The sequence below is a fragment of the Polaromonas sp. P4_F9 genome (assembly GCF_056401235.1).
The window spans coordinates 54,319-75,996 of record NZ_JBFUJT010000029.1 but is presented as its reverse complement, the minus strand read 5'-3'; the positions used below and the strand labels follow the sequence as shown (position 1 = coordinate 75,996).

The 21,678-nt window shown below is 61.2% G+C and carries 17 protein-coding genes, 1 tRNA gene and 2 pseudogenes; 9 read left to right on the top strand and 11 right to left on the bottom strand.

Annotation, left to right across the window (positions count from 1 at the left end):
- Positions 1–587 precede the first annotated feature (587 nt).
- The 5 genes from prfB to AC1DUB_RS21810 all read left to right on the top strand — a co-directional run bounded on the left by prfB (position 588) and on the right by AC1DUB_RS21810 (position 5,941).
- Positions 588–1,692 (top strand): peptide chain release factor 2 gene (gene prfB / locus AC1DUB_RS21830; RefSeq protein ID WP_477731277.1). Its coding sequence is split into 2 segments (ribosomal slippage): positions 588–668 and positions 670–1,692, totalling 1,104 coding nucleotides; the frame shifts between segments, so codons are not numbered across the junction.
- 54 nt (positions 1,693–1,746) lie between these two features.
- Complete coding sequence (gene pepN / locus AC1DUB_RS21825; RefSeq protein WP_477731276.1) at positions 1,747–4,467, top strand: aminopeptidase N; 2,721 nt, start codon at positions 1,747–1,749, stop codon at positions 4,465–4,467.
- 24 nt (positions 4,468–4,491) lie between these two features.
- Positions 4,492–5,499, top strand: a complete 1,008-nt coding sequence (locus tag AC1DUB_RS21820) for a class 1 fructose-bisphosphatase (protein ID WP_477731275.1) — start codon at positions 4,492–4,494, stop codon at positions 5,497–5,499.
- 23 nt (positions 5,500–5,522) lie between these two features.
- A tRNA-Thr gene (locus AC1DUB_RS21815) sits at positions 5,523–5,598 on the top strand.
- A 166-nt stretch (positions 5,599–5,764) separates the two neighbouring features.
- Positions 5,765–5,941, top strand: coding sequence for a hypothetical protein (locus tag AC1DUB_RS21810; protein WP_477731274.1), 177 nt, complete (start codon positions 5,765–5,767; stop codon positions 5,939–5,941).
- Between the two features lie 1,115 nt (positions 5,942–7,056).
- On the opposite strand, the gene AC1DUB_RS21805 is transcribed toward AC1DUB_RS21810, so the two are convergent.
- The 8 genes and pseudogenes from AC1DUB_RS21805 to ehuB all read right to left on the bottom strand — a co-directional run bounded on the left by AC1DUB_RS21805 (position 7,057) and on the right by ehuB (position 13,206).
- Positions 7,057–8,298 (bottom strand): cytochrome P450, encoded by a 1,242-nt coding sequence (locus AC1DUB_RS21805; protein WP_477731278.1) that lies wholly within the window; start codon positions 8,296–8,298, stop codon positions 7,057–7,059.
- A 17-nt stretch (positions 8,299–8,315) separates the two neighbouring features.
- The gene (gene bioB, locus AC1DUB_RS21800) at positions 8,316–9,350 is read right to left on the bottom strand and encodes a biotin synthase BioB (protein WP_477731273.1); all 1,035 of its coding nucleotides are present in this window, start codon (positions 9,348–9,350) and stop codon (positions 8,316–8,318) included.
- Between the two features lie 9 nt (positions 9,351–9,359).
- The gene (gene bioD / locus AC1DUB_RS21795) at positions 9,360–9,659 is read right to left on the bottom strand and encodes an ATP-dependent dethiobiotin synthetase BioD (protein ID WP_477731272.1); all 300 of its coding nucleotides are present in this window, start codon (positions 9,657–9,659) and stop codon (positions 9,360–9,362) included.
- Positions 9,656–10,024 (bottom strand): annotated as a pseudogene (locus tag AC1DUB_RS21790) (aminotransferase class I/II-fold pyridoxal phosphate-dependent enzyme); the annotation flags it as partial. The gene bioD and the pseudogene AC1DUB_RS21790, both read right to left, overlap by 4 nt.
- Before the next feature lie 164 nt (positions 10,025–10,188).
- Entirely contained in the window at positions 10,189–10,977 is a 789-nt protein-coding gene (locus AC1DUB_RS21785) for an amino acid ABC transporter ATP-binding protein (protein WP_477731271.1), read from the bottom strand.
- Positions 10,978–10,998: 21 nt separating this feature from the next.
- Entirely contained in the window at positions 10,999–11,658 is a 660-nt protein-coding gene (ehuD, locus tag AC1DUB_RS21780) for an ectoine/hydroxyectoine ABC transporter permease subunit EhuD (protein WP_477731270.1), read from the bottom strand.
- A complete protein-coding gene (locus AC1DUB_RS21775; protein ID WP_477731269.1) occupies positions 11,648–12,307 on the bottom strand; it encodes an amino acid ABC transporter permease in 660 nt (219 codons plus the stop codon). The genes ehuD and AC1DUB_RS21775 overlap by 11 nt, the downstream gene beginning before the upstream one ends.
- 20 nt (positions 12,308–12,327) lie before the next feature.
- A complete protein-coding gene (ehuB, locus tag AC1DUB_RS21770; protein ID WP_477731268.1) occupies positions 12,328–13,206 on the bottom strand; it encodes an ectoine/hydroxyectoine ABC transporter substrate-binding protein EhuB in 879 nt (292 codons plus the stop codon).
- A 1,397-nt stretch (positions 13,207–14,603) separates the two neighbouring features.
- Here ehuB and AC1DUB_RS21765 point away from each other — a divergent pair.
- A pseudogene (locus AC1DUB_RS21765) lies at positions 14,604–14,879 on the top strand (integrase core domain-containing protein); the annotation flags it as partial.
- 238 nt (positions 14,880–15,117) lie between these two features.
- Here AC1DUB_RS21765 and AC1DUB_RS21760 read toward each other — a convergent pair.
- The 3 genes from AC1DUB_RS21760 to AC1DUB_RS21750 are packed head-to-tail and all read right to left on the bottom strand — an operon-like array spanning position 15,118 to position 17,444.
- Positions 15,118–16,470, bottom strand: coding sequence for an MmgE/PrpD family protein (locus AC1DUB_RS21760; protein WP_477731267.1), 1,353 nt, complete (start codon positions 16,468–16,470; stop codon positions 15,118–15,120).
- A 15-nt stretch (positions 16,471–16,485) separates the two neighbouring features.
- Entirely contained in the window at positions 16,486–16,689 is a 204-nt protein-coding gene (locus tag AC1DUB_RS21755; protein WP_477731266.1) for a hypothetical protein, read from the bottom strand.
- Positions 16,686–17,444: a GntR family transcriptional regulator gene (locus AC1DUB_RS21750; protein ID WP_477731265.1), complete on the bottom strand. Its 759-nt coding sequence runs from the start codon at positions 17,442–17,444 to the stop codon at positions 16,686–16,688. The genes AC1DUB_RS21755 and AC1DUB_RS21750 overlap by 4 nt, the downstream gene beginning before the upstream one ends.
- A gap of 783 nt (positions 17,445–18,227) precedes the next feature.
- On the opposite strand from AC1DUB_RS21750, the gene AC1DUB_RS21745 reads away from it, so the two are divergent.
- From AC1DUB_RS21745 to AC1DUB_RS21735, 3 genes are read left to right on the top strand one after another with little or no spacing between them, the layout of a single operon-like run.
- The gene (locus AC1DUB_RS21745; protein ID WP_477731264.1) at positions 18,228–19,430 is read left to right on the top strand and encodes a M24 family metallopeptidase; all 1,203 of its coding nucleotides are present in this window, start codon (positions 18,228–18,230) and stop codon (positions 19,428–19,430) included.
- A gap of 23 nt (positions 19,431–19,453) precedes the next feature.
- Positions 19,454–20,479, top strand: coding sequence for a succinylglutamate desuccinylase/aspartoacylase family protein (locus AC1DUB_RS21740; RefSeq protein ID WP_477731263.1), 1,026 nt, complete (start codon positions 19,454–19,456; stop codon positions 20,477–20,479).
- A complete protein-coding gene (locus AC1DUB_RS21735; protein WP_477731262.1) occupies positions 20,476–21,654 on the top strand; it encodes a pyridoxal-phosphate dependent enzyme in 1,179 nt (392 codons plus the stop codon). The genes AC1DUB_RS21740 and AC1DUB_RS21735 overlap by 4 nt, the downstream gene beginning before the upstream one ends.
- The last annotated feature ends 24 nt before the right edge of the window (positions 21,655–21,678 follow it).

The following is a 21,678-nucleotide window of genomic DNA, read 5'->3' as shown; positions in this document are numbered from 1 at the left end:
CGCCGTGAGCCCCCATCCCGGCCTTCCCCCAGCGGGGGAAGGAGATGTCGGCATTGCGCGCGGTGTGCTCCGAGAAGCTCCCTCCCCCTCCGGGGGAGGGCTGGGGTGGGGGCCAGCGACGACCAGGTCAGCACGGTGGCCCGACGCCCACGCCGCGAGCCCCCATCCCGGCCTTCCCCCAGCGGGGGAAGGAGATGAGCGGCACTGCACGCGGTGTGCTAACTGAACCGTATTGCCGTCATCGGCCTATTCATGCCTCAACTCGACCTCTAACCCCAATACGGTTCAGTCAAGAACCCGTGAAACTCCCTCCCCTTCCGGGGGAGGGTTGGGGTGGGGGCCAGCGGCGACCAGGTCAACACGGCGGCCCGACGCCCACGCCGCGAGCCCCCATCCCGGCCTTCCCCTAGCGGAGGAAGGAGATGAGCGGCACTGCATGCGCTGTGCTAACTGAACCGTATTGGAGCGTGGGGGCTATCCTCGTGAGAAAATCACGAGTTAAGTGGCATAAATCGCCAGATCATTCGCCAGACCGCCCAATGGCCAAAAATGGCCAAACGGCCCCTACCCTTCAGGATTGAACACTCATGGACGCAGAACGCATCAACATCATTGGCAACCAGCTCGCAGACCTGAGCAACCGGGTGAACGAACTTCGGGGGTATCTTTGACTACCCTGCCAAAGAACGAAAACTGCACGAAGTCAACGCCGCGCTCGAAGACCCCAAGGTCTGGGACAACCCCAAGCGCGCGCAGGAACTAGGCCGGGAAAAGAAATCGCTTGAAGACGTGGTGCATGTCATCGACCGGCTCACGCAGGAGCTGGCCGACAACACCGAGTTGTTCGAAATGTCCAGGGGCGAAGGCGATGAAGCCGGCATGCTGGCCATTGAAGGCGAGGCCGGCAAGGTGGCCACCGAAGTCGAAAAGATGGAATTCCGCCGGATGTTCAACAACCCGGCCGATCCGCTGCCCTGCTTTCTGGACATCCAGGCCGGCGCCGGCGGCACCGAAGCCTGTGACTGGGCCAGCATGCTGCTGCGCCAGTACCTCAAGTACGCCGAACGCAAGGGCTTCAAGACCACCATTGAAGACGAAACCGCGGGCGACACGGCCGGCATCAAGGGCGCCACCATCAAGATCGAGGGCGAATACGCTTTTGGCCTGCTGCGCACCGAAACCGGCGTGCACCGCCTGGTCCGCAAGTCACCGTTTGACTCCTCCGGCGGGCGCCATACCTCGTTTGCCTCGGTGTTTGTGTACCCCGAGATTGATGACTCGATCGAGATCGACATCAACCCGTCGGACGTGCGCACCGACACCTTCCGCGCCAGCGGCGCCGGCGGTCAACACATCAACAAGACCGACTCGGCCGTGCGTTTGACGCACATCCCGACCGGTATCGTGGTGCAGTGCCAGGACGGCCGCTCGCAGCACAGCAACCGCGATGTGGCGTGGAAGCGCCTGCGCTCGCGCCTGTATGACCACGAGATGCGCAAGCGCCAGGCCGAGCAGCAAAAGCTTGAAGACAGCAAGACCGACGTGGGCTGGGGCCACCAGATTCGCAGCTATGTGCTCGACCAGAGCCGCATCAAGGACCTGCGCACCAACTACGAAACCTCGGCCACGCAAAAGGTGCTTGACGGCGACCTTGACCCGTTTATCGAAGCTTCCCTGAAGCAGGGCGTCTGACGACGGCCGCCGACGTTCATCACCAACAACAAACCATTTTTTCAGGAACCCGACATGCTGCAAATGCCAGATGACAGAGAAAACGGACAGATGCCCGCCGTGGTAGTTCAACGCGCCGACTATGTGGCGCCCGCTTACTGGATTGACACCGTCGACCTGTGTTTTGACCTCGACCCGGCCAAAACGCGCGTGCTCAACAAGATGAAGCTGCGCCGCAACCCGGATGTGCCGGCCCAGCCCCTGAAGCTCGACGGCGAAGAGCTGAATCTCGCCCGCGTGCTGGTCAACGGACAAGGCACGTCATTCAGGATGGAAGGCAACCGGCTGGTGCTGGACAACCTGCCCGATGACTTCGAGCTGGAAATCTTCACCACCACCTGCCCCGCCAAAAACACCAAGCTGATGGGCCTCTACGTCAGCAACGACTCTTTCTTCACACAGTGCGAAGCCGAAGGCTTCAGGCGCATCACCTACTTCCTGGACCGCCCGGATGTGATGGCAAGCTACAGCGTCACGCTGCGCGCCGACAAGGCCCTGTACCCCGTGCTGTTGTCCAATGGCAATCTGGTGGAACAGGGCATGCTGGAAAACGGCACCAACGGCCCGCGCCATTTCGCCAAATGGGTGGACCCGCACAAAAAGCCGAGCTACCTGTTTGCACTGGTGGCCGGCCAGCTGGTCAGCCGCGAGCAGCGCATCACCTCGCGCGCCGGCAAGGAGCACACGCTGCAGGTCTATGTGCGCCCCGGCGACCTCGACAAGACCGAGCACGCCATGAACTCGCTGATGCACTCGGTGGCCTGGGACGAAGCCCGCTTCGGGCTGCCGCTGGACCTGGAGCGGTTCATGATCGTGGCCACCAGCGACTTCAACATGGGCGCCATGGAAAACAAGGGCCTGAACATCTTCAACACCAAGTACGTGCTGGCGAATCAGGCGACGGCCACCGACACCGATTATTCGAACATCGAAAGCGTGGTGGGCCACGAGTACTTCCACAACTGGACCGGCAACCGCGTCACCTGCCGCGACTGGTTCCAGCTCAGCCTCAAGGAAGGCCTGACCGTATTCCGCGACCAGGAGTTCTCGCAGGACCTGTGCGGCGAGGCGTCGGCCCGCGCCGTCAAGCGCATTGAAGACGTGCGCGTGCTGCGCACCGCCCAGTTCCCGGAAGACGCGGGCCCGATGGCCCATCCGGTACGGCCCGACAGCTATATCGAGATCAGCAACTTCTACACCGTCACCATCTACGAAAAAGGCGCCGAGGTCGTGCGCATGATGCAGACCCTGGTAGGCCGTGAAGGTTTTGCCAGAGGCATGACCCTGTACTTCGAGCGGCACGACGGGAAAGCCGTCACGTGTGACGACTTTGCACAGGCCATTGCCGATGCCAACCCGGAGTCTGACCTGGCGCGTCTGCTGCCGCAGTTCAAGCGCTGGTACAGCCAGGCCGGCACACCCCGCGTGCATGCCCAGGGCGTGCATGACGCAGCCGCCCGCACCTACACCCTGACGCTGTCCCAAAGCTGCGCACCCACCGCCGGCCAGGCAGTGAAGGAGCCGTTCGTCATTCCGGTGGGTCTGGGCCTGCTGGGCGCCGACGGAGCCGACCTGCCCCTGCAACTGGCCCACGAAACCGCCGCAGCGGGAACATCCCGCACCGTAGTGCTCACGCAAGCCAGCGAAACGCTGACCTTTGTAAATGTCGATGCCGAGCCCGTGCCGTCCATCCTGCGCGGCTTCACCGCCCCGGTGGTGCTGGAATTTGATTACACCGATGCCCAGCTGCTGCACCTGCTGGCCCACGACAGCGACCCGTTCAACCGCTGGGAAGCCGGCCAGCGGCTGGCCGTCAGGCGCGCCATCAAGTCAATCGCTGCCGTCGCCTACCCCGTCGAGGCTGCGCCGCTCGACGATGCCTATGTGGCGGCCATGCGCAGCGTGCTGCACCGCCCCGGGCTGGATGCCGCGTTCAAGGAACTGGTGCTCACCCTGCCCTCGGAAACCTACCTGGCCGAGCAGCTCGACGTGGTCGACCCGCAGCGCATCCACGCGGTGCGCGAGGCCATGCGCCAGCAGCTCGCCGTGGCACTGGCCGGTGACTGGCAGCAGGTCTACGAAGCCAACCAGGGCACGGGTGCCTATACACCCGACCCCACCTCGTCAGGCCGCCGCGCGCTGGCGGGCATGGCCCTGTCCCAGCTCTGCCTGGCCGCGATGACCACCGGCGATACCGTGTGGCCCGGCAAGACGCTGCAGCGCTTCAAGGATGCGGGCAACATGACCGACCGCTTCAACGCGCTGTCCGCCTTGGTCTCCAGCGGCCATCCGCTGGCGGCCCAAGCGCTGACGAAGTTCCACGCCATGTTCAAAGATGAGGCACTCGTCATCGACAAATGGTTTGGCCTGCAGGCTGGCACGCCAGACCGCGGCGGCAACATCCTGCCCGCAGTCAGGCAGCTCATGAAGCACCCTGATTTCAGCCTGCGCAACCCCAACCGCGCCCGCAGCGTCATCAGCACCTACTGCCAGGCCAACCCGGCGGCCTTCCATCGCACGGATGCCGCCGGCTACGTATTCTGGAGCGACCGCGTGATGGAACTCGACGCCATCAACCCGCAGGTTGCCGCCCGCCTGGCCCGTGCACTTGACCGCTGGAGCAAACTGGCCGAGCCTTACCGAAGCGCCGCGCGCGAAGCGATTGCCCGGGTCGCGGCCAAGACCGACCTGAGCAAGGACACGCTCGAAGTCGTCACGCGCGCACTGGCCGACTAACGCCACACACCACAGGAGTACACCATGTCCCAAAGAATTTCCCTCACCCGCTACCTGGTTGAGCAGCAACGCAGAGAAGGTCACATCCCCTCCCAGTTGCGCCTGCTGCTTGAAGTGGTGGCCCGCGCCTGCAAAGGCATCAGCCAGGCCGTCAACAAAGGCGCGCTGGGCGGCGTGCTCGGCACGGCCGGCAGTGAGAACATACAGGGCGAAGTCCAGAAAAAGCTCGACATCATCGCCAACGAAGTGCTGATCGAAGCCAACGAATGGGGTGGCCACCTGGCCGCCATGGCGTCGGAAGAAATGGACAGCATCTATGCGGTGCCCAACCGCTACCCGCAAGGCGAATACCTGCTGCTGTTCGACCCGCTCGACGGCTCCAGCAACATCGACGTGAATGTCAGCATTGGCACCATTTTCAGCGTGCTGAAAAAGCCCGGTGATCATGCCGTTGTCGAAGAAAAAGACTTCCTGCAGCCGGGCAACAAACAGGTCGCTGCCGGCTATTGCGTTTACGGCCCCCAGACCACGCTGGTGCTGACGGTGGGCGACGGCGTGGCCATGTTCACGCTAGACCGCGAGCAGGGCTCCTTTGTGCTGATCGAGGAAGACGTGCGCATCCCCGAAGACACCAAGGAATTCGCCATCAACATGAGCAACATGCGCCACTGGGACGCGCCGGTGAAACGCTACATCGACGAATGCCTGCAGGGCACCGAAGGCCCGCGCGGCAAGGACTTCAACATGCGCTGGGTGGCCTCCATGGTGGCCGACGTTCACCGCATCCTGAGCCGTGGCGGCATCTTCATGTACCCCTGGGACAAACGCGAGCCCGAAAAGGCCGGCAAACTACGCCTGATGTACGAAGCCAACCCCATGGGCTGGATCGTCGAGCAGGCCGGCGGCGCCGCTACCAACGGCAAACAGCGCATCCTGGATATCCAGCCCGGCAAGCTGCACGAGCGGGTCAGCGTCATCCTCGGGTCCAAAAATGAGGTGGAGCGGGTGACCGGCTACCACTCCGGGCTATAATTGCGGGCTGTAATTCATACCAAGCCGGTGTAGCTCAGTCGGTAGAGCAGCTCATTCGTAATGAGAAGGTCGGGTGTTCGATTCATCTCTCCGGCACCAATCAAGATAGGGGTTCATTGCTATTAAATTAGTAGTGAGCCCTTTTTCTTTGGTGGTCATGTAGCCACCATGTAGCCGCCAGTACAGGTTTTTTTGTACCGTGTCGCCAGCTCTAGCGCAAGCCGCCCGCGATAGGTGACGGGGAGCTTTTCTAGGGGAGGTGACCGTGAACGCTGATGATCACCCGCTCATGCGCCAGCTCCACAAGGCGACCGACGAAAAGCGCATGGTGGTGATCCTGTCGGAGGACAGCTATGACGCTTGGCTCCAGACGCCGGCGGCGCGGGCGATGGACTTCACTCTACTGTATTCCGGGGAATTAGCAGCTCCGAGCCATGGCTGACCTCATTTGTCGGTGAGGTTGCCTCCGTCTTCGGATGACATTCGTTCCAGGGTCCCTCAGTGCCTGCATACGCGCAAAGCTTCTTAGCTCCTGAGCAGTGCGGATGGAAGCGAGCAGTGCTTCGGGCACCTCGTCGCCTAACCTGCGGCGGCGTGCCATCGGTGCCTGGAGATGGCTGGCCGCTATGTTGAACTGTCCTCCCCCATCGACATGGTAAAGGTGGCGGTAGACCTCATCCCAAGACATCAATAGGAAGACGAAATTCGCGTCTAGAGGGTCATCGGCCTCCACCGGCCGCCGACGGCGCCAGACGAGGATCACGTAGTGCCAGTTTCGATCATGATTCGCGCCCAGCAGGTTGCTCCAACTTGCTCTGTCTCTTCCGGCGCTGAACTTGACTTCAATCCGCCAGCGTCCAAGCTCGATGTCCCACTGGCGCTGGTAGCTTGTTAAAGAACCGCCCAACAAATCTCGTATAAGGCGCTCCACAACCTTCCAATCCCCTGCTTGGAGATCACGGCAATCGAGCCGAGATTGCAGGGGCGTAATCAGTGTGTGTAGTCGGGTTGGCTCATGAATTTTTTCGGGACGAGGCGCCTCACCCAGAATCGTTCGGAATGGACGGAAATTTAAGGCAGAGAGTTCGACTTGGGTATACGGCATGGCCGACGTGTGTGCGCGGAATTTGATCATGTTCAGGACCTTTCAATGGAGAGCGAATGCACCCCTACCTTTCCTAAACCCCGGCTTCTGGCTGCGCGTCACGTCGGCCGGCTGGTACGCGAACTGGACGAACGGGCTGAAGCGGCCCGGTGTCCCCCAACCACTTAATTTCGTCATGCTGAAGCTCCACCTCAACTGCCTATTTCTTAAGCATGATCTGCAAACCCACTGCTGGCGCCACATTTCCGAGTTATTCAGGCATTTATCCACAGCGTAGACCACAGTAGATGGGCATTAAGTAATGGCGCTCCGCTTGAATGCACTGAAACAGTGAACCGGCTATGTATGCCCACGAAAACACTCATTGCCTTCGTCGACACCGCTGCAGAGGGGGACCTTCGTGAACCGCTTGCGCGGCCGGATCGACGCCATGCGGGCTTGAGAGTCGTTGGTTAGGCGGGCGCCCCGCGCCGCAGCGGCAGTGTCACCAGACCGCGGTAGAGCGGGTTGCCGATCCAGCGCGGCATGGCCTCGACCAGGCTGAGTTCGGGCCGGCGTCGCAGCAATTGCCGGAAGACGATCTCGGCTTCCATCAGCGTGAGCGCCGCACCGATGCAAACGTGCGGGCCCGAGCCGAATGAGAGCGAACTGCCGTCGCGCCGGGTGATGTCGAGAACGTCGGGCTGCGCGTAACGCCTCGGGTCCCGGTTGGCGGCGCCGATCAGGGGTACCACTAGATCGCCACGGCGCAGTTGCTGGCCGTGCAGCACCATATCGGTCACCACACGCCGTCCGGTGTATTGCACGGGACTATCGTGGCGCGGCAGCTCGCGCACCGCGCCAGGCAGCAGCTCGGGGGCCTGCCGCAGGCGCCGCCATTGATCGGGATGCGCCAGCAATGCCTGCAAGCCGCTTCCCAGCAAATGGCGGGTGGTTTCAAAACCCGCAAACAGCAGCATGGCGCACTGTGCGAGTAGCTCGGCGCCACCCTGGATCTCGCCCCGGGCCTCGGCCTGCACCAAGCGGCTGGTCAGATCGTCGCCTGGCGTTTGGCGCCTTTGTTCCAGCAGGATCTCGAAATAGCGACTCATGGCCAGCAGGCTGGTCTGGGCCCGGCGCGCCTGCCCTCGCGTGGGCTGCAGTGCGCCGATGAAGCTGGCAAGATCCTCCGACCAGGCCATGAAGTCATCGTACTGGAGGTTCTCGATGCCCAGCAGCAGCGTGATCACGCGCACCGGCAGCGGCCGGGCGACCGTCTCGATGAAATCGAAGCAGTCAGCGCCCTCCCCCTGGTCGAGCAGCTCAGTGACCGCCGGCTCAATGTGCGGCACCAGCCGCTGAAGCACATCCGGCCGAAAACCCGCATGCAGCACCTTGCGGATGCGCGGGTGGTCCGGTGCGTCGAGAAACAGCAGGGCGCGGGCAAACAGCTGTTGAAAGCCGTTCAGTTCACCCGCAGTGTCTTCGCGGTCCTTGATCCAGCCACCGGTACGCTGCGCGGAAAAGCGCGGGTCGCGCAGCACCAGTTCGACATCGGCGTGACGCGTCAGCAGCCAGGCACCGCCAAAAAACTCCTCGCTCCAGTGGATCGGTCCGGCTTCCCGCAAGGCTTGGTAAGTCGGGTAAGGGTTGATCAGGAACGCGGCATCCATGAAGGGACGCGCCAGCGCTGGCGGCCTCAGGTCTGCGCTCATGGTTACCGCGTTCATGTCTACTTCGCTGCTTGCGCTGTGGGGCGAGCGCCCTGGGTATTGAGTCCCAGGCGCTCAAACAGCTGGCGGTCGCGATCGGCTTGCGGATTCCTGGTCGTGAGCAGCTTGTCGCCATAAAAAATCGAATTGGCGCCCGCCGCGAAGCAAAGCGCCTGCAGGGCTTCGTCCATCTGTTCGCGACCGGCCGACAGGCGGACCATGGTCAGGGGCATGGTGATGCGGGCCACGGCGATGGTGCGCACGAACTCAAACGGGTCCAGCGGCGCGGCATTCGCCAGCAGCGTGCCTCCCACTGGGACCAGGTTGTTGATAGGCACCGATTCGGGGTAAGGGCTGAGGTTGGCCAGCTGAGCAATCAGCCCGGCGCGCTGCAGACGGGTTTCGCCCATGCCGACGATGCCGCCACAGCAGACATTGATGCCGGCTTCGCGCACATGGCCTAGCGTGTCGAGCCGGTCCTGGTAGGTACTGGTGCTGATGATGTCGCCGTAAAACTCGGGCGAACTGTCCAGGTTGTGGTTGTAGTAGTCCAGCCCGGCGTCTTTCAGGGCCTGGGCCTGCTCGGCCTCAAGCATGCCCAGTGTCATGCAGGTCTCCAAGCCCAGCGCCCGGACCTCGCGCACCATCTCGGTCACGCGCTCCATGTCGCGCTCTTTGGGGCTGCGCCAGGCCGCGCCCATGCAAAAGCGGGTGGCGCCCTGGGCCTTGGCCGCCTGCGCGGCTTGCATCACCTCGGCCAGCGCCATCAGCTTGCTGGCTTTCACCTCGGTCTCGAAATGGGACGATTGCGGGCAATAGCCGCAATCCTCGGCGCAGCCGCCGGTCTTGATGGACAGCAGAGTGGATAACTGCACCTCGTTGGCGTCAAAGTGCTCGCGATGCACCTGCTGGGCGCGAAACAGCAGATCCATCAACGGCAGTTCGTACAGGGCGGCTATGTCTTCGACCTGCCAGCGAAGCGGTGCTGGCGGCGCGGTAGAAAGCGCGGACGCGCGACGCAGGGACGAAACGGGAATGGTGGCTATGGTCGTCATGGGTGTTTCTCAGATGAAGAGGGAAGAGAAAAAAGGGAAAGCTATGAAAACATGCCCTCTGAGGGCCGTATTGTCCAGATAGGCCGCCATGGCGGCGGATGTCGCATCAGCGTCGCGCAAGGCCCGCACATCCTCGTTCACCGGCTGGCCGTCGATCAGCACAGTGCCAGCGGCAACCGGTCTGAGCCCGTCGCTGCGCCAGCCTTGCTGGGCGCACCAGTGCAACAGCGCCGCACTGACATGGGTTTTCCCGACCTCGGAGTCGGTGCCAGTAACGAAACAGCCGTGCAGTGGATGAGGTGTTGTCATGGCGACTCCCGGGCGGCGCAGGCCAAGCCATCGACCAGGCGCTGCACATCCGCTGCGCTGTGGCTGGCGCTGAGCGTGATGCGCAGCCGGGCCGTGCCCACCGGTACCGTGGGCGGACGGATGGCCGGCACCCACAGGCCTTGCGGATCCAGTGCCGCTATCGGTGCAAGGGCGGCGGCGTTGTCGCCCACGATCAGCGGCTGAATCGCGGTGCTGGAGTCCGCCAGTTGCCAACCTAGGGTCGGGTGCGCGGCGATCAGGTCGGTAAGCTGCGTGCGCAGCTGGGTGATCAATTGCTGCAGTTGCGCGCGCCGCTGGTCACCTTCGGCGCCGCTGATGAGTCGCAGGCTCTCGCGGAGGGCATGCATGAATAGCCTTTTGCTTACCGGCTAGTGTCTCCACGTCAGTTCCCCGCCAATCGCATCGGTGCGCGCACCCGCGGCAATTGAGCGCGCTTCACGTGAGCGCGATCTCTAGTTAATGGCCCGGCGCTTCGCAGAAGTTGGGCCTGGTCGGGAAAGACTGCGCGCTAATGCAGGATCTGTTCGAGGAAGCGGCGGCTACGCTCCGCCTCCGGTGCGCTAAAGAATTTCTGCGGTGGCGCTTCCTCGACGATTTCACCTTGGTCCATGAAGATGATCCTGTCTGCCACCTTGCGGGCGAAGCCCATCTCGTGAGTCACACAAAGCATTGTCATGCCTTCGAGTGCGAGCGCCGTCATCACCTCCAGCACTTCGTTGACCATCTCGGGATCGAGGGCAGAGGTTGGCTCATCGAAAAGCATGATCTTCGGCGCCATGCAGAGTGCCCGCGCGATCGCCACGCGCTGCTGTTGGCCACCCGACAGTTGCGCCGGGTACTTTTCGGCCTGCTCGGGGATGCGGACCTTCTCAAGGTTCCGCATCGCGATCTCTCGCGCCTGCGCCTTGCTCATCTTTTTCGCACGGGTCAGAGCGAGGGTGCAGTTCTGAATGACGGTTAGATGCGGGAAAAGGTTGAACTGCTGGAACACCATTCCGATGTCCCGGCGAAGAGATGGAAGGCTTCTCATGCCCGCCTCCACCTCCACGCCGTTGACAATCACCTGCCCTTCCTGGTGGACCTCCAGCTGATTGATGCAGCGGATCAGCGTCGACTTTCCCGACCCCGATGGGCCGCAGATGACGATCCGCTCGCCATGGCGTACCGTTAAATTAACGTCCTTCAGAACTTGGAAGGCGTCGAACCACTTCGACAGATGACGAATTTCGACTACAGGCTCGGCTGACGTCGCTACCGGCTCCGGGCCAGTCTTGATTGCACGCATGGTTGCGCTCATTATTTGTCTCCAAAAACGCGCTTAGCGCCGTGTCGATAGCATCAGCCGCTTTTCGAGCCGCTGGACGAATAGTGCTACGGTGAGCGCCAGGATCAGGAACAGGATTCCCGCCACAAGCATGGGTTCGGCGTAGCGGTAGGTTTCTGAGGCCACATCGAAGGCGCTCCCCAACATCTCCGGCACTGCGAGGATCGCCAAGTAAGGTGTCGACTTGAGGATGGAGACGAAGTAGCTACCCATGGGCGCTGCGATGTTGCGCAGCATCTGTGGTGCGATAACAAAGACGATCGTGTCGAAGGCGCTTAGGCGCAAGGAGTGCGCCGCTTCGTACTGTCCGCGCGGGATAGCATCAATTCCGGCCTTAAACACCTCCGCCAGATAGCCTGAATAATAGAAGCTCAGCCCGAAGATGCCCACGAACATCGCCGGCAGCACAATGCCGTAGTAGGGCAGCACAAAAAACATGAAGTAAAGCTGCACAAGTACCGGCGTAGACCGAATGAAATCAATGACGAAGCGCATGAGATAGCGCATCGGCTTGGCAGAGCGGCGCAGAATCTCCCAGGTGAATCCCAGGAGCGCTGCCCCGATTGAGCTCAGCACCGTCACCTGGATCGTGTTGCCAAGCCCCTGGAGCACCTCGGGCACGATCCGAATTGCAAATGAGACGTCAAAATTCATTGATCTTCTCCCTGCTCTTTCCGAACGCCATTTCAATCCGCCGGCCGATGATCGTCACTGGGTAGCAGACGATGAAGTAAGCGATGAGGAGCCCTGTATAGATGCCGACGGGGTTATATTCGAGCTGGGAAATCTGCTTGGCTCGGAAGGTCATATCGGTGAGCGTAATGAGCGAGACCAAGGACGTCCCCTTGATAAGCTGGATTGCTTGGTTGATGAAGGTCGGGATCATCGCCGTGATCGCCTGCGGCAGTTCGACGAAGCGCAGGACGTCGAAACGGGTGAGGCCGATTGCGAGCCCAGCTTCAGATTGCCCCCGGTCCAGAGCCTGGAGTGCTGCCCTGACCGATTGGCTACCATAACCGCCAATATTGAGGCCGAGCACCATCGAGCCGACGGCGATCGCAGACAGATAGACGCCGAAGGCGGGCAAGGAATAGTAGAAGGCGTAGAGCAGAACGATCACCGGTGCACTGCGCCAGAACTCGATCATAGCGGTGACTAGTCCGCGCAGCCCCCCTTTGGAAAAATGCTGGAATATTCCGAAGAGCAGCGCGAATGGAATTGCATAGAGAAGCCCAAGTGCCGTCACCAGTGCGGTGATCTGGAAGCCCTCGAATATCCCGGAAAGTATGGTGAAAAAACTCACGGCCGTGTTCCGTCAGCGGTTCAGCGATACTTATCCTGGCAGACGTCGCGCGCAGTCATCCCCATCGGCGCGGCTTCGGCTGAGGTAAAACCATATTTTTCCATGATCTTTTCGACCGTGCCATCTGCTTTTGCCTTCCTCAGACTCTCGTTGTAGAGGTCGCGAAGTGCCGTGTCCTCGGGCCGGAAGGCAATCGCCGCATAGTTTGCGACTTCACGGCCGTTTTCGACGAATCCCTTGAACGGTGTGGCGCGCTCGATGCCAGTGATCTTGGGGTCTTTGATCACCGCAATCACCGTCGCCGACGAGTAGCTTCCCGCATCGACGCGACCGCCGAGAAGCGCGCTAACTCCGGCTTCCACGCCCGGGAACATCTGGAGCTGGGACTTCGCCACGCCAGCCTTAACTGCATTTTCCACGCTTGAGCTCCCGCGCGAACCGCCCACCTGAATCTTCGGATTGGCGGCAATATCCGCGTAGCTATGAATTTTGAGCGGATTGCCCTTCTTCACAAGCACTCCGTCCACAATGGCGAGATCAGGATCGCTGAAAATGACCTGCTCACATCGTACCCGGTTGATTGCCAGACCGGAAGCAAGGACATCGACTCGTCTTGCAACCAGGCTTGGAATCATTGCAGGCCATTCTGCTATCACGAACTCGACCTTGTTGACTCCAAGAGGTCCGAGCACGGCCTTGATCATGTCGGGGTGGAAACCGGCCACTTCGCCGGTCTCCGTCTTGAAGCCCCACGGCACTTGGTTGTGAATTCCGATCGTGATGCGGCCTTCTTTGAGAACGCGGTCTTTGATCGGCTGGGATTGAGCCGCTTGAGGAGCTGCAGCTGCCAGGCCGATGAGCATCAGGGCTGACACATAAATCTTGGAGAGGAAAGCCATTTCGGGTCCTTTGCTTGAAGTGAGTGAAGCAGGCGCTAGCCCATCCCACTGTAGGTTTCCTCCGTCATCAGAGCCTGATTGACGGATGGATGTCAATATCATACTAGGTATACCTAGTGTGGCAAGATGGGGTTTACCCCGAGACGGCACTACTACGTTTTCAGTGAAAGCGAGATCATTCCGACGAATGGATCGGCATCAAATCGGGGATTGAACGGTTGGCGGCTCGTTAAGCTACCACCCGCCGCAGGGGCTCCACCGAAGCGACGCGTGCGCTCCCTGCTGTCTGACCTCATCGACCACGGGCTCGATGGCGAGCGCATTTTGCCTGTGGCACAAGGCCATCGTGGAGACCCTCAGGGTTGCCTTTGATCCAGCGCCACCAGGCGCACATGCGGCGCAACATCATCCAACTGAAAACCGAAGTTCAACTTCACACACCCGCTCGCGCGCCGACTTGGTAAGCACCTCGAACTCCAGCGCTCGAGCGCCTGGACACTCAGTCCGATCTCTCTCGCTGCAAACGTCCACCGCGGCACCTTTCCGGCCAGCAGCTTTGCCGCCGTACTGTCCTTGAATGCTTTTCGTATCGAACGACTTGGTTGTCCCAACCGTCGCCCCTTTGTACAAGCAGGCGGCGCCAGGGCCCTGGATTTTGGACGAGGCACTTCGCGCGCCGGCCTTCGTGCCCAAATGGTCGACGGCATCGCTCCTCGATCCACGAGGCCTGAACTGAAGAATTCAAGCTCTATCGGGACGACAAGTATTCTGGCGGACCAGGTGACCGTGCACGAAGACGGTCTCGTTCCCAATGGAAGCTGTCCTATGCAGCCATCGACCCAGGAGAAACCAGCGAACGGGTCGAAAGCCCAACACCCACTACCAATCAAACACCAGTACAAAAGCCTGGGCCAGATGACTTCCGCCGCGGTGACAAGGTCTCGTTCACCGACAAATATCTGCAGCCCCAGGTGGGAGCCATCACCCGCATCAACCAAGGCACGGCCACTGTCGATTGCGAAGGCGGCACCGGTTGGCGCGTCCAGTTTGCAATGCTGCGCTACGTCATGGACATCTGACTGCCCAAAGGCAGCTCGTCAATAACGGTGTCCGTCGGACTATTACAGTGCATCAATGTCGGCTTTACGCCAAGCAACCGTGCGCGCCAACAGCTTGATTCCGGCGGGATAGACGGCCCTCACCTCCGAAATCCCTTGATCCCAGGAGGGACCTGGACACGGGCAACAGCTGCAGGACTTGAGGCATCTCAAAAGGCGATCTGCAGATTTCTCATCATCCGGCGTTTGTGGCTTTTCGCATGTGCAGCTCCATTTGTTGGGCTTACGTCGGACGATCTGTCGGTCTGACCTGCCCCCTCCCAGCCGTGCCAGTGCGACGGCGCGCGGCACATCCTGATCGAGCCAGGCCGACCCATGCAGAACGGCTACAGCGAGAGCTTCAACGGCAAGTTCAGGGACGAGTGCCTGAATGACCAATGGTTCGAGACGCTACGCTACGCCAGGACCGCTGCCACAGCCTGGCGGCAGGACTACTACGAGGTCAGGCCCAACAGCAGCCTGGGGCGCATCCCACCGGCTCGATTCGCCGAGCTGCATCGCCAGCGCGCTGGCGATGCAGCTCAATCCACATCAACCACCACACAGATCGATTAACCTTGCAATCCCGGACTTCCTCAGTTCAGTTGGTAAGCCGGTAGGGGGCAGGTCAGAACAACGGCGCTTGGCTCGCGCCTTGGTTTCCCATCATGGCCTACTCCAGCCCCCTCGAGTTGGTCGTGGCGTAAGTCTAGAAGGTCAGCAGGAGTAGCTATAGCGATAAGCATTCTTATCGCCATAGCATTGGCATAGTTGCAAAGTAGGAAATCCAAAAAGTGGCGAGTGTGTTCTTTGGCTAACGCAAGAGGCTTGTCAGCGTGCACACATTCGCTTGCATCGCGGCATGCGAGACAGCCTCGAATAACTTAGAGGCCCTCTCCTCACCGCCACTTGCCGCCAAGCAGTCCGCGAACTTCGCGAAGCGCCCTTCCGAGGACAGGGGATTCTGCTTCGACCCTCGGGCATGGAGCCGCTCGTCTAGCAGCTTATCGCCGGATTTCGTGAGGATGGCGGTGCGAACCCTGTAGTTTCCCGACGCAAATGGATTGCCTTCGGCAATGTAGGACGTTAGCCGAACCCTATCCGCCCGCAGCCGAACGGCGGAGCGGCAAACCGCTTCCGGCGTGAAGTCTGCCAGGGTGAGCCCGCCGCCTTCGACAGCCGCTGCGGCGCAATAGGACATTGAGAAACGCGCCTGATACGCATTGGTGGGATACCCATTAATCAGGGCGCTCGCCGCGACTGCTGGGATTTCGGTGGTGATTTCTGCGACGTGCTCAGGCCCCAGCCCGTGCGATCGCATCAGATCACAGATGGCATCAACGGTGCGATGTGTTGCGGCGCAGGATGGGTAGGGCTTCACAAGAGGGCCATGGTCCTCAATGGGGGGAAAAATGAATTCCCGCTCGCTCTCCAATTCACTTAACTCGCCGCTCATCAGCTGCATCAGACCGAAGGGCCCGTCGAAGGCGTCACAAGATGCGTTGATGCCTGCTTTGGCCATGGCGGCCGACCGCACCGCCGCATGCGCGGCAAAGCCCGCATGCAACGGTTTGGTCATGCTGCCAAATTGGGCACGCGTGCCGCCAGCAAGACTGCAGCAGATTCCAAATGCATGGCCCGTCGTTTCCGGGTTGTTACCGATCAATATCGAACACGCTACTGACGCTCCTAGCGCGGCTATGGTGGAGGTGGAATGCCACCCGCTTGCGTAGTGGCGCGGATTGAGCACCGCACCGAGGCCGTTGATGGTCTCGAATCCAGCAATATATGCATCGAGGAGATCGACACCCCGACAATCGACGTCTTGGGCGAGCGACAACAGCGCAGGCACCAACACTGCACTTGGATGAGTGACGCCTAGAGTTTCGTGATCATCGAATTCCAGTGCGTGCGCGGCGGTGGCATTGACAAGTGCTGCGCTTTCGGGGAGGACGCTACGGCCAGGCCAGACAAGTTGCCCTGCCACGTAGGGTATGCCGAGGCTTCGGCAGGCGCCGCGCACGACAGAGTCAGTCGACCCTGCAAAGATGCAGCCAATCGTATCCGTGAGCGCATTCGCGGCAATTAAGCGCGCCTCCGGTGAGCGGGAAAAGCACTGAGCCTTGAGGTGATGGCTCAGCACATCGGGGAAGCTGGGTCGGGTCATGCCTAAGTCTGCGTGCTAATGCAGGTTCTGACCGAGGAAGCGGCGGGTACGCTCGATCAAGGCGGTGACGAGATCGCCCGTGGAATAAGCCGGCGCCCGCAGCGCGTTTGCCGCCACCCTGCGCTGCCGCCCGACCAGAGCCCGGGCCCGGTAACCCGTTAATGTGCTTTGCTGCTCGGTTGTTTTAACCGGAACAAAGCGCACGGAGCGGGCGCTCATGAGGGCTGGCCCATCCCGGCGAGCATCTCAGCGGTAAAATTGACTGAGCAGGCGAGTCGGTCAAAGGGCGATTCAACCACGCCTGTGATGGCGATGCCGGGCTTGTTGGTCTTTCCATGATAGAGGCGTCGCAGCATCGGATAGCCGTTCGGGATTGAGAACACCTTTTGGGCGCCGAGCGAGGCCGGAGATGCATCAATGATTATTCTCATGTTCGTCACTTCGATCTTGTGACGCCGCAGCGCGGCGATGACAAACCGTTCGCTGAACTCGTCGGCGATCGCATCGGGAACATGGGTCGGCACATAGGTCGAGTCGTACATGATTGGCGTGCCGTCAGCGTAGATGATCTTGCGCACGCAGAGATGCGCCCCGTCCGGCGGATTGAAGATGCCCAGGCTCGGGTCGGTGATCTTCTCTTTGGTGATCGAGATCAGCTCCATCGTCGCCTCGAAACCGAGCCGGCGCGCGTTGTCCAATGAGGACATCCAGACGTCCAGTTCCCGGACAAAGCGGCGCTGCTCATTCACAAAGACTCCCTTACCGGGTATGGAGGTGAGCACGCCGGCGGACTGCAGATCGCGCACAGCCCGCTTTACCGTGATGGGGCTGACGTCGAATTCCTCGCCGAGCTGCGCGGTGGACGCAATTGCTTCATCGGGCTTGTAGATCCCCGCAGCAATGCGCCTGCATATCTCCGCTCTCACACCTTCGTGGAGGGATGAGCCATTGAGAGTGAAAGTTTTCTTGGTCAAAAAGAAGCTCCGCAGTTTTGTGCCAGTGGTCTTTTCATCGTTCCTCGGTTGCACGAGGCGCATGATATACCTAGTATAGCAAAATCTGACTGACAACCGTCGGGACGGGCGGTGCTTCGAACGGCCTCGCATTCGGCGCGTTCGTGATATTCGCAGCAGCCCAATCAACGGTCGATAGGATCAAAGTATGAAAGGAAGTTCATCGCTGGATTGGAAAGCGGCGCGCCTTGAACATTTTTCGCCGTACCAACCTCAGCGGCTGCGCGTCAAGCGCTCGCGCTTGGCTTCGCAGACAAATGTCGCCGATAGAGTCTTGTTAGACGGCAAGGCCACTGCGGCTTGGCCGCTAGTCGGTCACGGGCATCTACAGTTGTCGGCGCTTGCCGCGGGCCGAGCTGGATAGAGCCTTCTTGGGCTGGAACGCTATCAGCTGCTCACACCGACCGCATAGCCACTCGCAAGCCTAGCTGCGCTCGGCACCACATCGGCGCCGGAGCAGCGCGTCAGAACACGATCCAAGCTCGTGAACGCGTTCGCCGAGCAGGCGCACACACCGTGCTGGTGGTCGGTCCGGGCACCGGCAAGAGCCATGTAAACCCAGACCCGACGGGTCTTGCTTCATCGCTATGGAGGAGTTGACAAGCATGGCGCACCATGACATACTAGGTATATCTGGTCAGGCAATTGGCGCCCGACCTCCCAAGGAGGACCCATGATGGAAAGACGACTCGCTTGCTTAATCAATCTGCCCGCCGAGAGCATCACTCGGATGGAGCGTTCCGCATGACCGCCTCGACCGCCGTTTCAGGGCTGATCACCGGCCCCCGATCGCCCGCTCCAGACGTTCCTGCCGCTGAACTTGAAGCGCGATTGAAGAACATCCGCAAGGCGATGGAGCAAGATCGGCTGGATGCAATTGTTCTTTCGGACAAGAAGAACATCCAGTATTTCACTGACTTCTACACCCTCTCGTGGGCCTACAAAGCAAGGCCGGTCTTCGCATTGATCACTGCCACCGATCTCGTTCTCTTCGGCAGCTTGGCGGAAGCCAAGAATGTGCGCCTGAAACAGCGCGCCTTCACCGCGCAGTACTACGACGGCTACCTATCGGAAGCGGTTGCGTTGCTGTCCGAGACCGTCCGGACGACCTCCAAAGGAATCGTTCCCAGGATTTCCCTCGACTATGGCCAGGACATGGCAGGCCTCGGCTCACTGGAACTGGTCGATGCGCTGCGAAGCCTGTCCGCGGGCGGCAAGTTGGAGAGCGCCGTACGGACGCTTTGGAGCGTTCGCCTCATCAAGTCGCCTTTTGAGGCCGAGTTGAAGCGCACCGCGTTCGCCATCGTGAACGATGCCTTCGACCGCACCATTGCAGAGGCACGCCTCGGCATGCCCGAGTTCGAGCTCTACCAGCGCATGCAGGCCCAGATCTTCCTCAACGGGGCGGAAAGCGCCGACCAAATCGCCATGCTGTTCAGCAAGGGCGACTTCGCGTATGGGCGGCCTCCGGGAACGCGGCGGCTGGAGCCAGGTCATTATGTGTGGACCGACTTCCGGGCTACCTATGGTGGCTATCCGGCGGACCGCAACCGCACGGCGCGGGCTGGCGAGCCGGAGCAGTGGGAGCGCCAGACCTACACGGTGATGCGCGAATTGACGCACGCGCTTTGCCGCTCGGTGCGCGCAGGCATGACTTGCGCCGACGTCTACGCGAATTTCACCAAGATGTGGGCCGAAATGAAGCCGGGAGAGCTCTACGGCATGGTCTCGCGAATCGGGCATGGGGGCGGGATGGATGTCACCGAGCCACCGTCGCTCTCGTCCAGCGACAAGGAGGTGATCCGCCCCGGCATGATCCTGCACATCGAGCCGAAGCTCGAACGCGATGGCGCGGTCTTCCAGTTCGAGGAGGTGATCTACGTGCGCGACGATGGGATCGACTTCCTGAGCGCGCTTTCGCCGGAAACGCTCCCGGTCATCCGTTAGACCCTTCTTCAAGTTCTCACGACATGTCAACACCAACGCGCATTTGGTCGCCCATCGATTTCGAGCTGGACGGCAAGCAGGCCGGGGCCTTGCGGCTTCCGATCTCCACCGACCTTTCCGCCTATGGCTGGATACCGATACCCGTTGTCTGCATCAGGAACGGCGCCGGACCGACCGCCGTGCTCATCGCCGGCACCCACGGCGACGAGTACGAGGGACAGATCGCCCTTCTCGACCTTGCCCGCTCGATTGAGGCGGCGGAGATCAAGGGCAGGATCATCATCCTCCCGGCGCTCAACTTCCCTGCCGTCGAAGCAGGTCGTCGAGTCTCACCGATCGATGAGGGCAATCTCAATCGCGTGTATCCGGGAAAGGCACACGGCACGGCGACCGAGATGATCGCGCACTACGTTACGGAAGTGATTCTGCCGATGGCGGATCTTGTGGTCGACCTCCATTCCGGAGGGCGCTCGCTCGAGTATTTCCCCTGCGCTCTTATTCGCCCCTCCACAGATCGGGATCGACACAAACGCCTCGTGGAGCTTATGCGCGTCTTCGGCGCGCCGGTGAGCTACCTCACTGACGGAAAGGGCGGTGGTGGCAACACCACCTTGCCCGCAGCCGCCGAGCAGCTGGGCGTGCCTGTGATCACCGCCGAGCTTGGCGGGGGCGCCACGCTCCAGAAAATGGGAACGGATCTTGCCCGTTCGGGCGTCCGGCGCCTTCTTAGTCATCTCGGAATACGCCCGGACGATGTGCTTGAAGAAGCCCCCCCCACCCGGATGACGGAAGTGCCGGGACGGGACTATTTCCTCTACGCAGATGCGGACGGCCTGTTCGAGCCGTCAGTGGCCATAGGCGAGGACGTATCGGCGGGCCAGCATGCAGGATACCTGCACTCGATCGAGCACCCGACCGAGCCGCCTCTTTCTCTGTTCTTCCCCGCTTCCGGGCTAGTCGCCTGCCGCCGTTTTCCGACGCTAACCAAGCGCGGCGACTGCCTTTATGGGCTAATGAAGGACGTCGCTCTGGAGGTGGAGCGGGCATGACCATGCGCAAGACATCGCTCAATCCGCACATGACGGGCATGCGCTGCATCCGTTGCAGCATGATGCATCCCATCGGGGAGTACTTTGAGGGGTGTCCGGAATGCCTGGCGGCAGGCTTCCCTGCGAGCGTCGCGCCCTACTATGAAGCCGCTTTCGGAACGTTCGATCCTCTCCGCCCGGAAGCGTGGCTGGCTTATCCGGGCGGCCCATTTCTCGGCGAGGGGCGGACTCCGCTGGTCGCGCTTCCCCACCTCGCAGAGCAGATCGGAGTGCGCAGCCTCTCCGCGAAATACGAAGGCGCCAATCCGACCGGATCTCACAAGGACCGGATGAGTGCGCTTGTGGTTCAGCGGGCCAGGGAAGTGGGAGCAACTACTGTAGTGGCCGCGTCCAGCGGCAATGCGGGTGTTTCGCTGGCGGCCTATGCCGCGCATGCCGGGCTGAAGTGCGTGATCGTGACCACGCCGGAGATGAATGCGAACTGGCGCCGCGCGGTTGATATGCATGGGGCCGAATTGATCGCCACGGAGACCGCCGAAGAGCGATGGCACCTCGTCGCCCGCAAATCGCGGGCCGGGGCGTGGTATCCCGCGACCAACTACCTCACGCCTCCGGTTGGGAGCAACCCGTTCGGGGTCGATGGCTACCGGGCGATCGCTTTCGAGCTCTTCGGCCAGAGTCAAGGCGGTCAACCGACCGACATTCTCGTGCCGACTTCGCGCGGAGATGTCCTGTGGGGGGTCGCGAAGGGATACCGCGATCTCCAAAAGGCCGGCCTGATCTCCAAAGTCCCGAAGGTGCATGCGGTCGAGCCGTTCCCGCGCATGACGCGCGTGCTAGGCGGCGCCGACGTGCGCGAAAGCTTTCCGGGCAGCTCGGCGCTGGTCTCGCTCGGTGGTTCGACTGTGACCTTTCAGGCAACGGAAGCATTGAGGATCACCGCAGGCACAGCCGCCTCAGTTGACGAAAGAGAGGTCCTCCGGGACCAGATCGAGCTAGCCCATGCGGGCCTCTATCTGGAACTCTCCAGCGCCTCAGCTCTGAGTGGCCTGAAAACGCTTGTGCGGGCGGGAACCATATCGCGCGAAGCCCGCGTGGTCCTTGTTGCCACCTCGCACGGCTATAAGGAAGAAGCCCGCTACGAGCAGCCGATCGCGACGGTCTCTGCTGCATGAGGTCACCAATTCCATCAGAAGCGC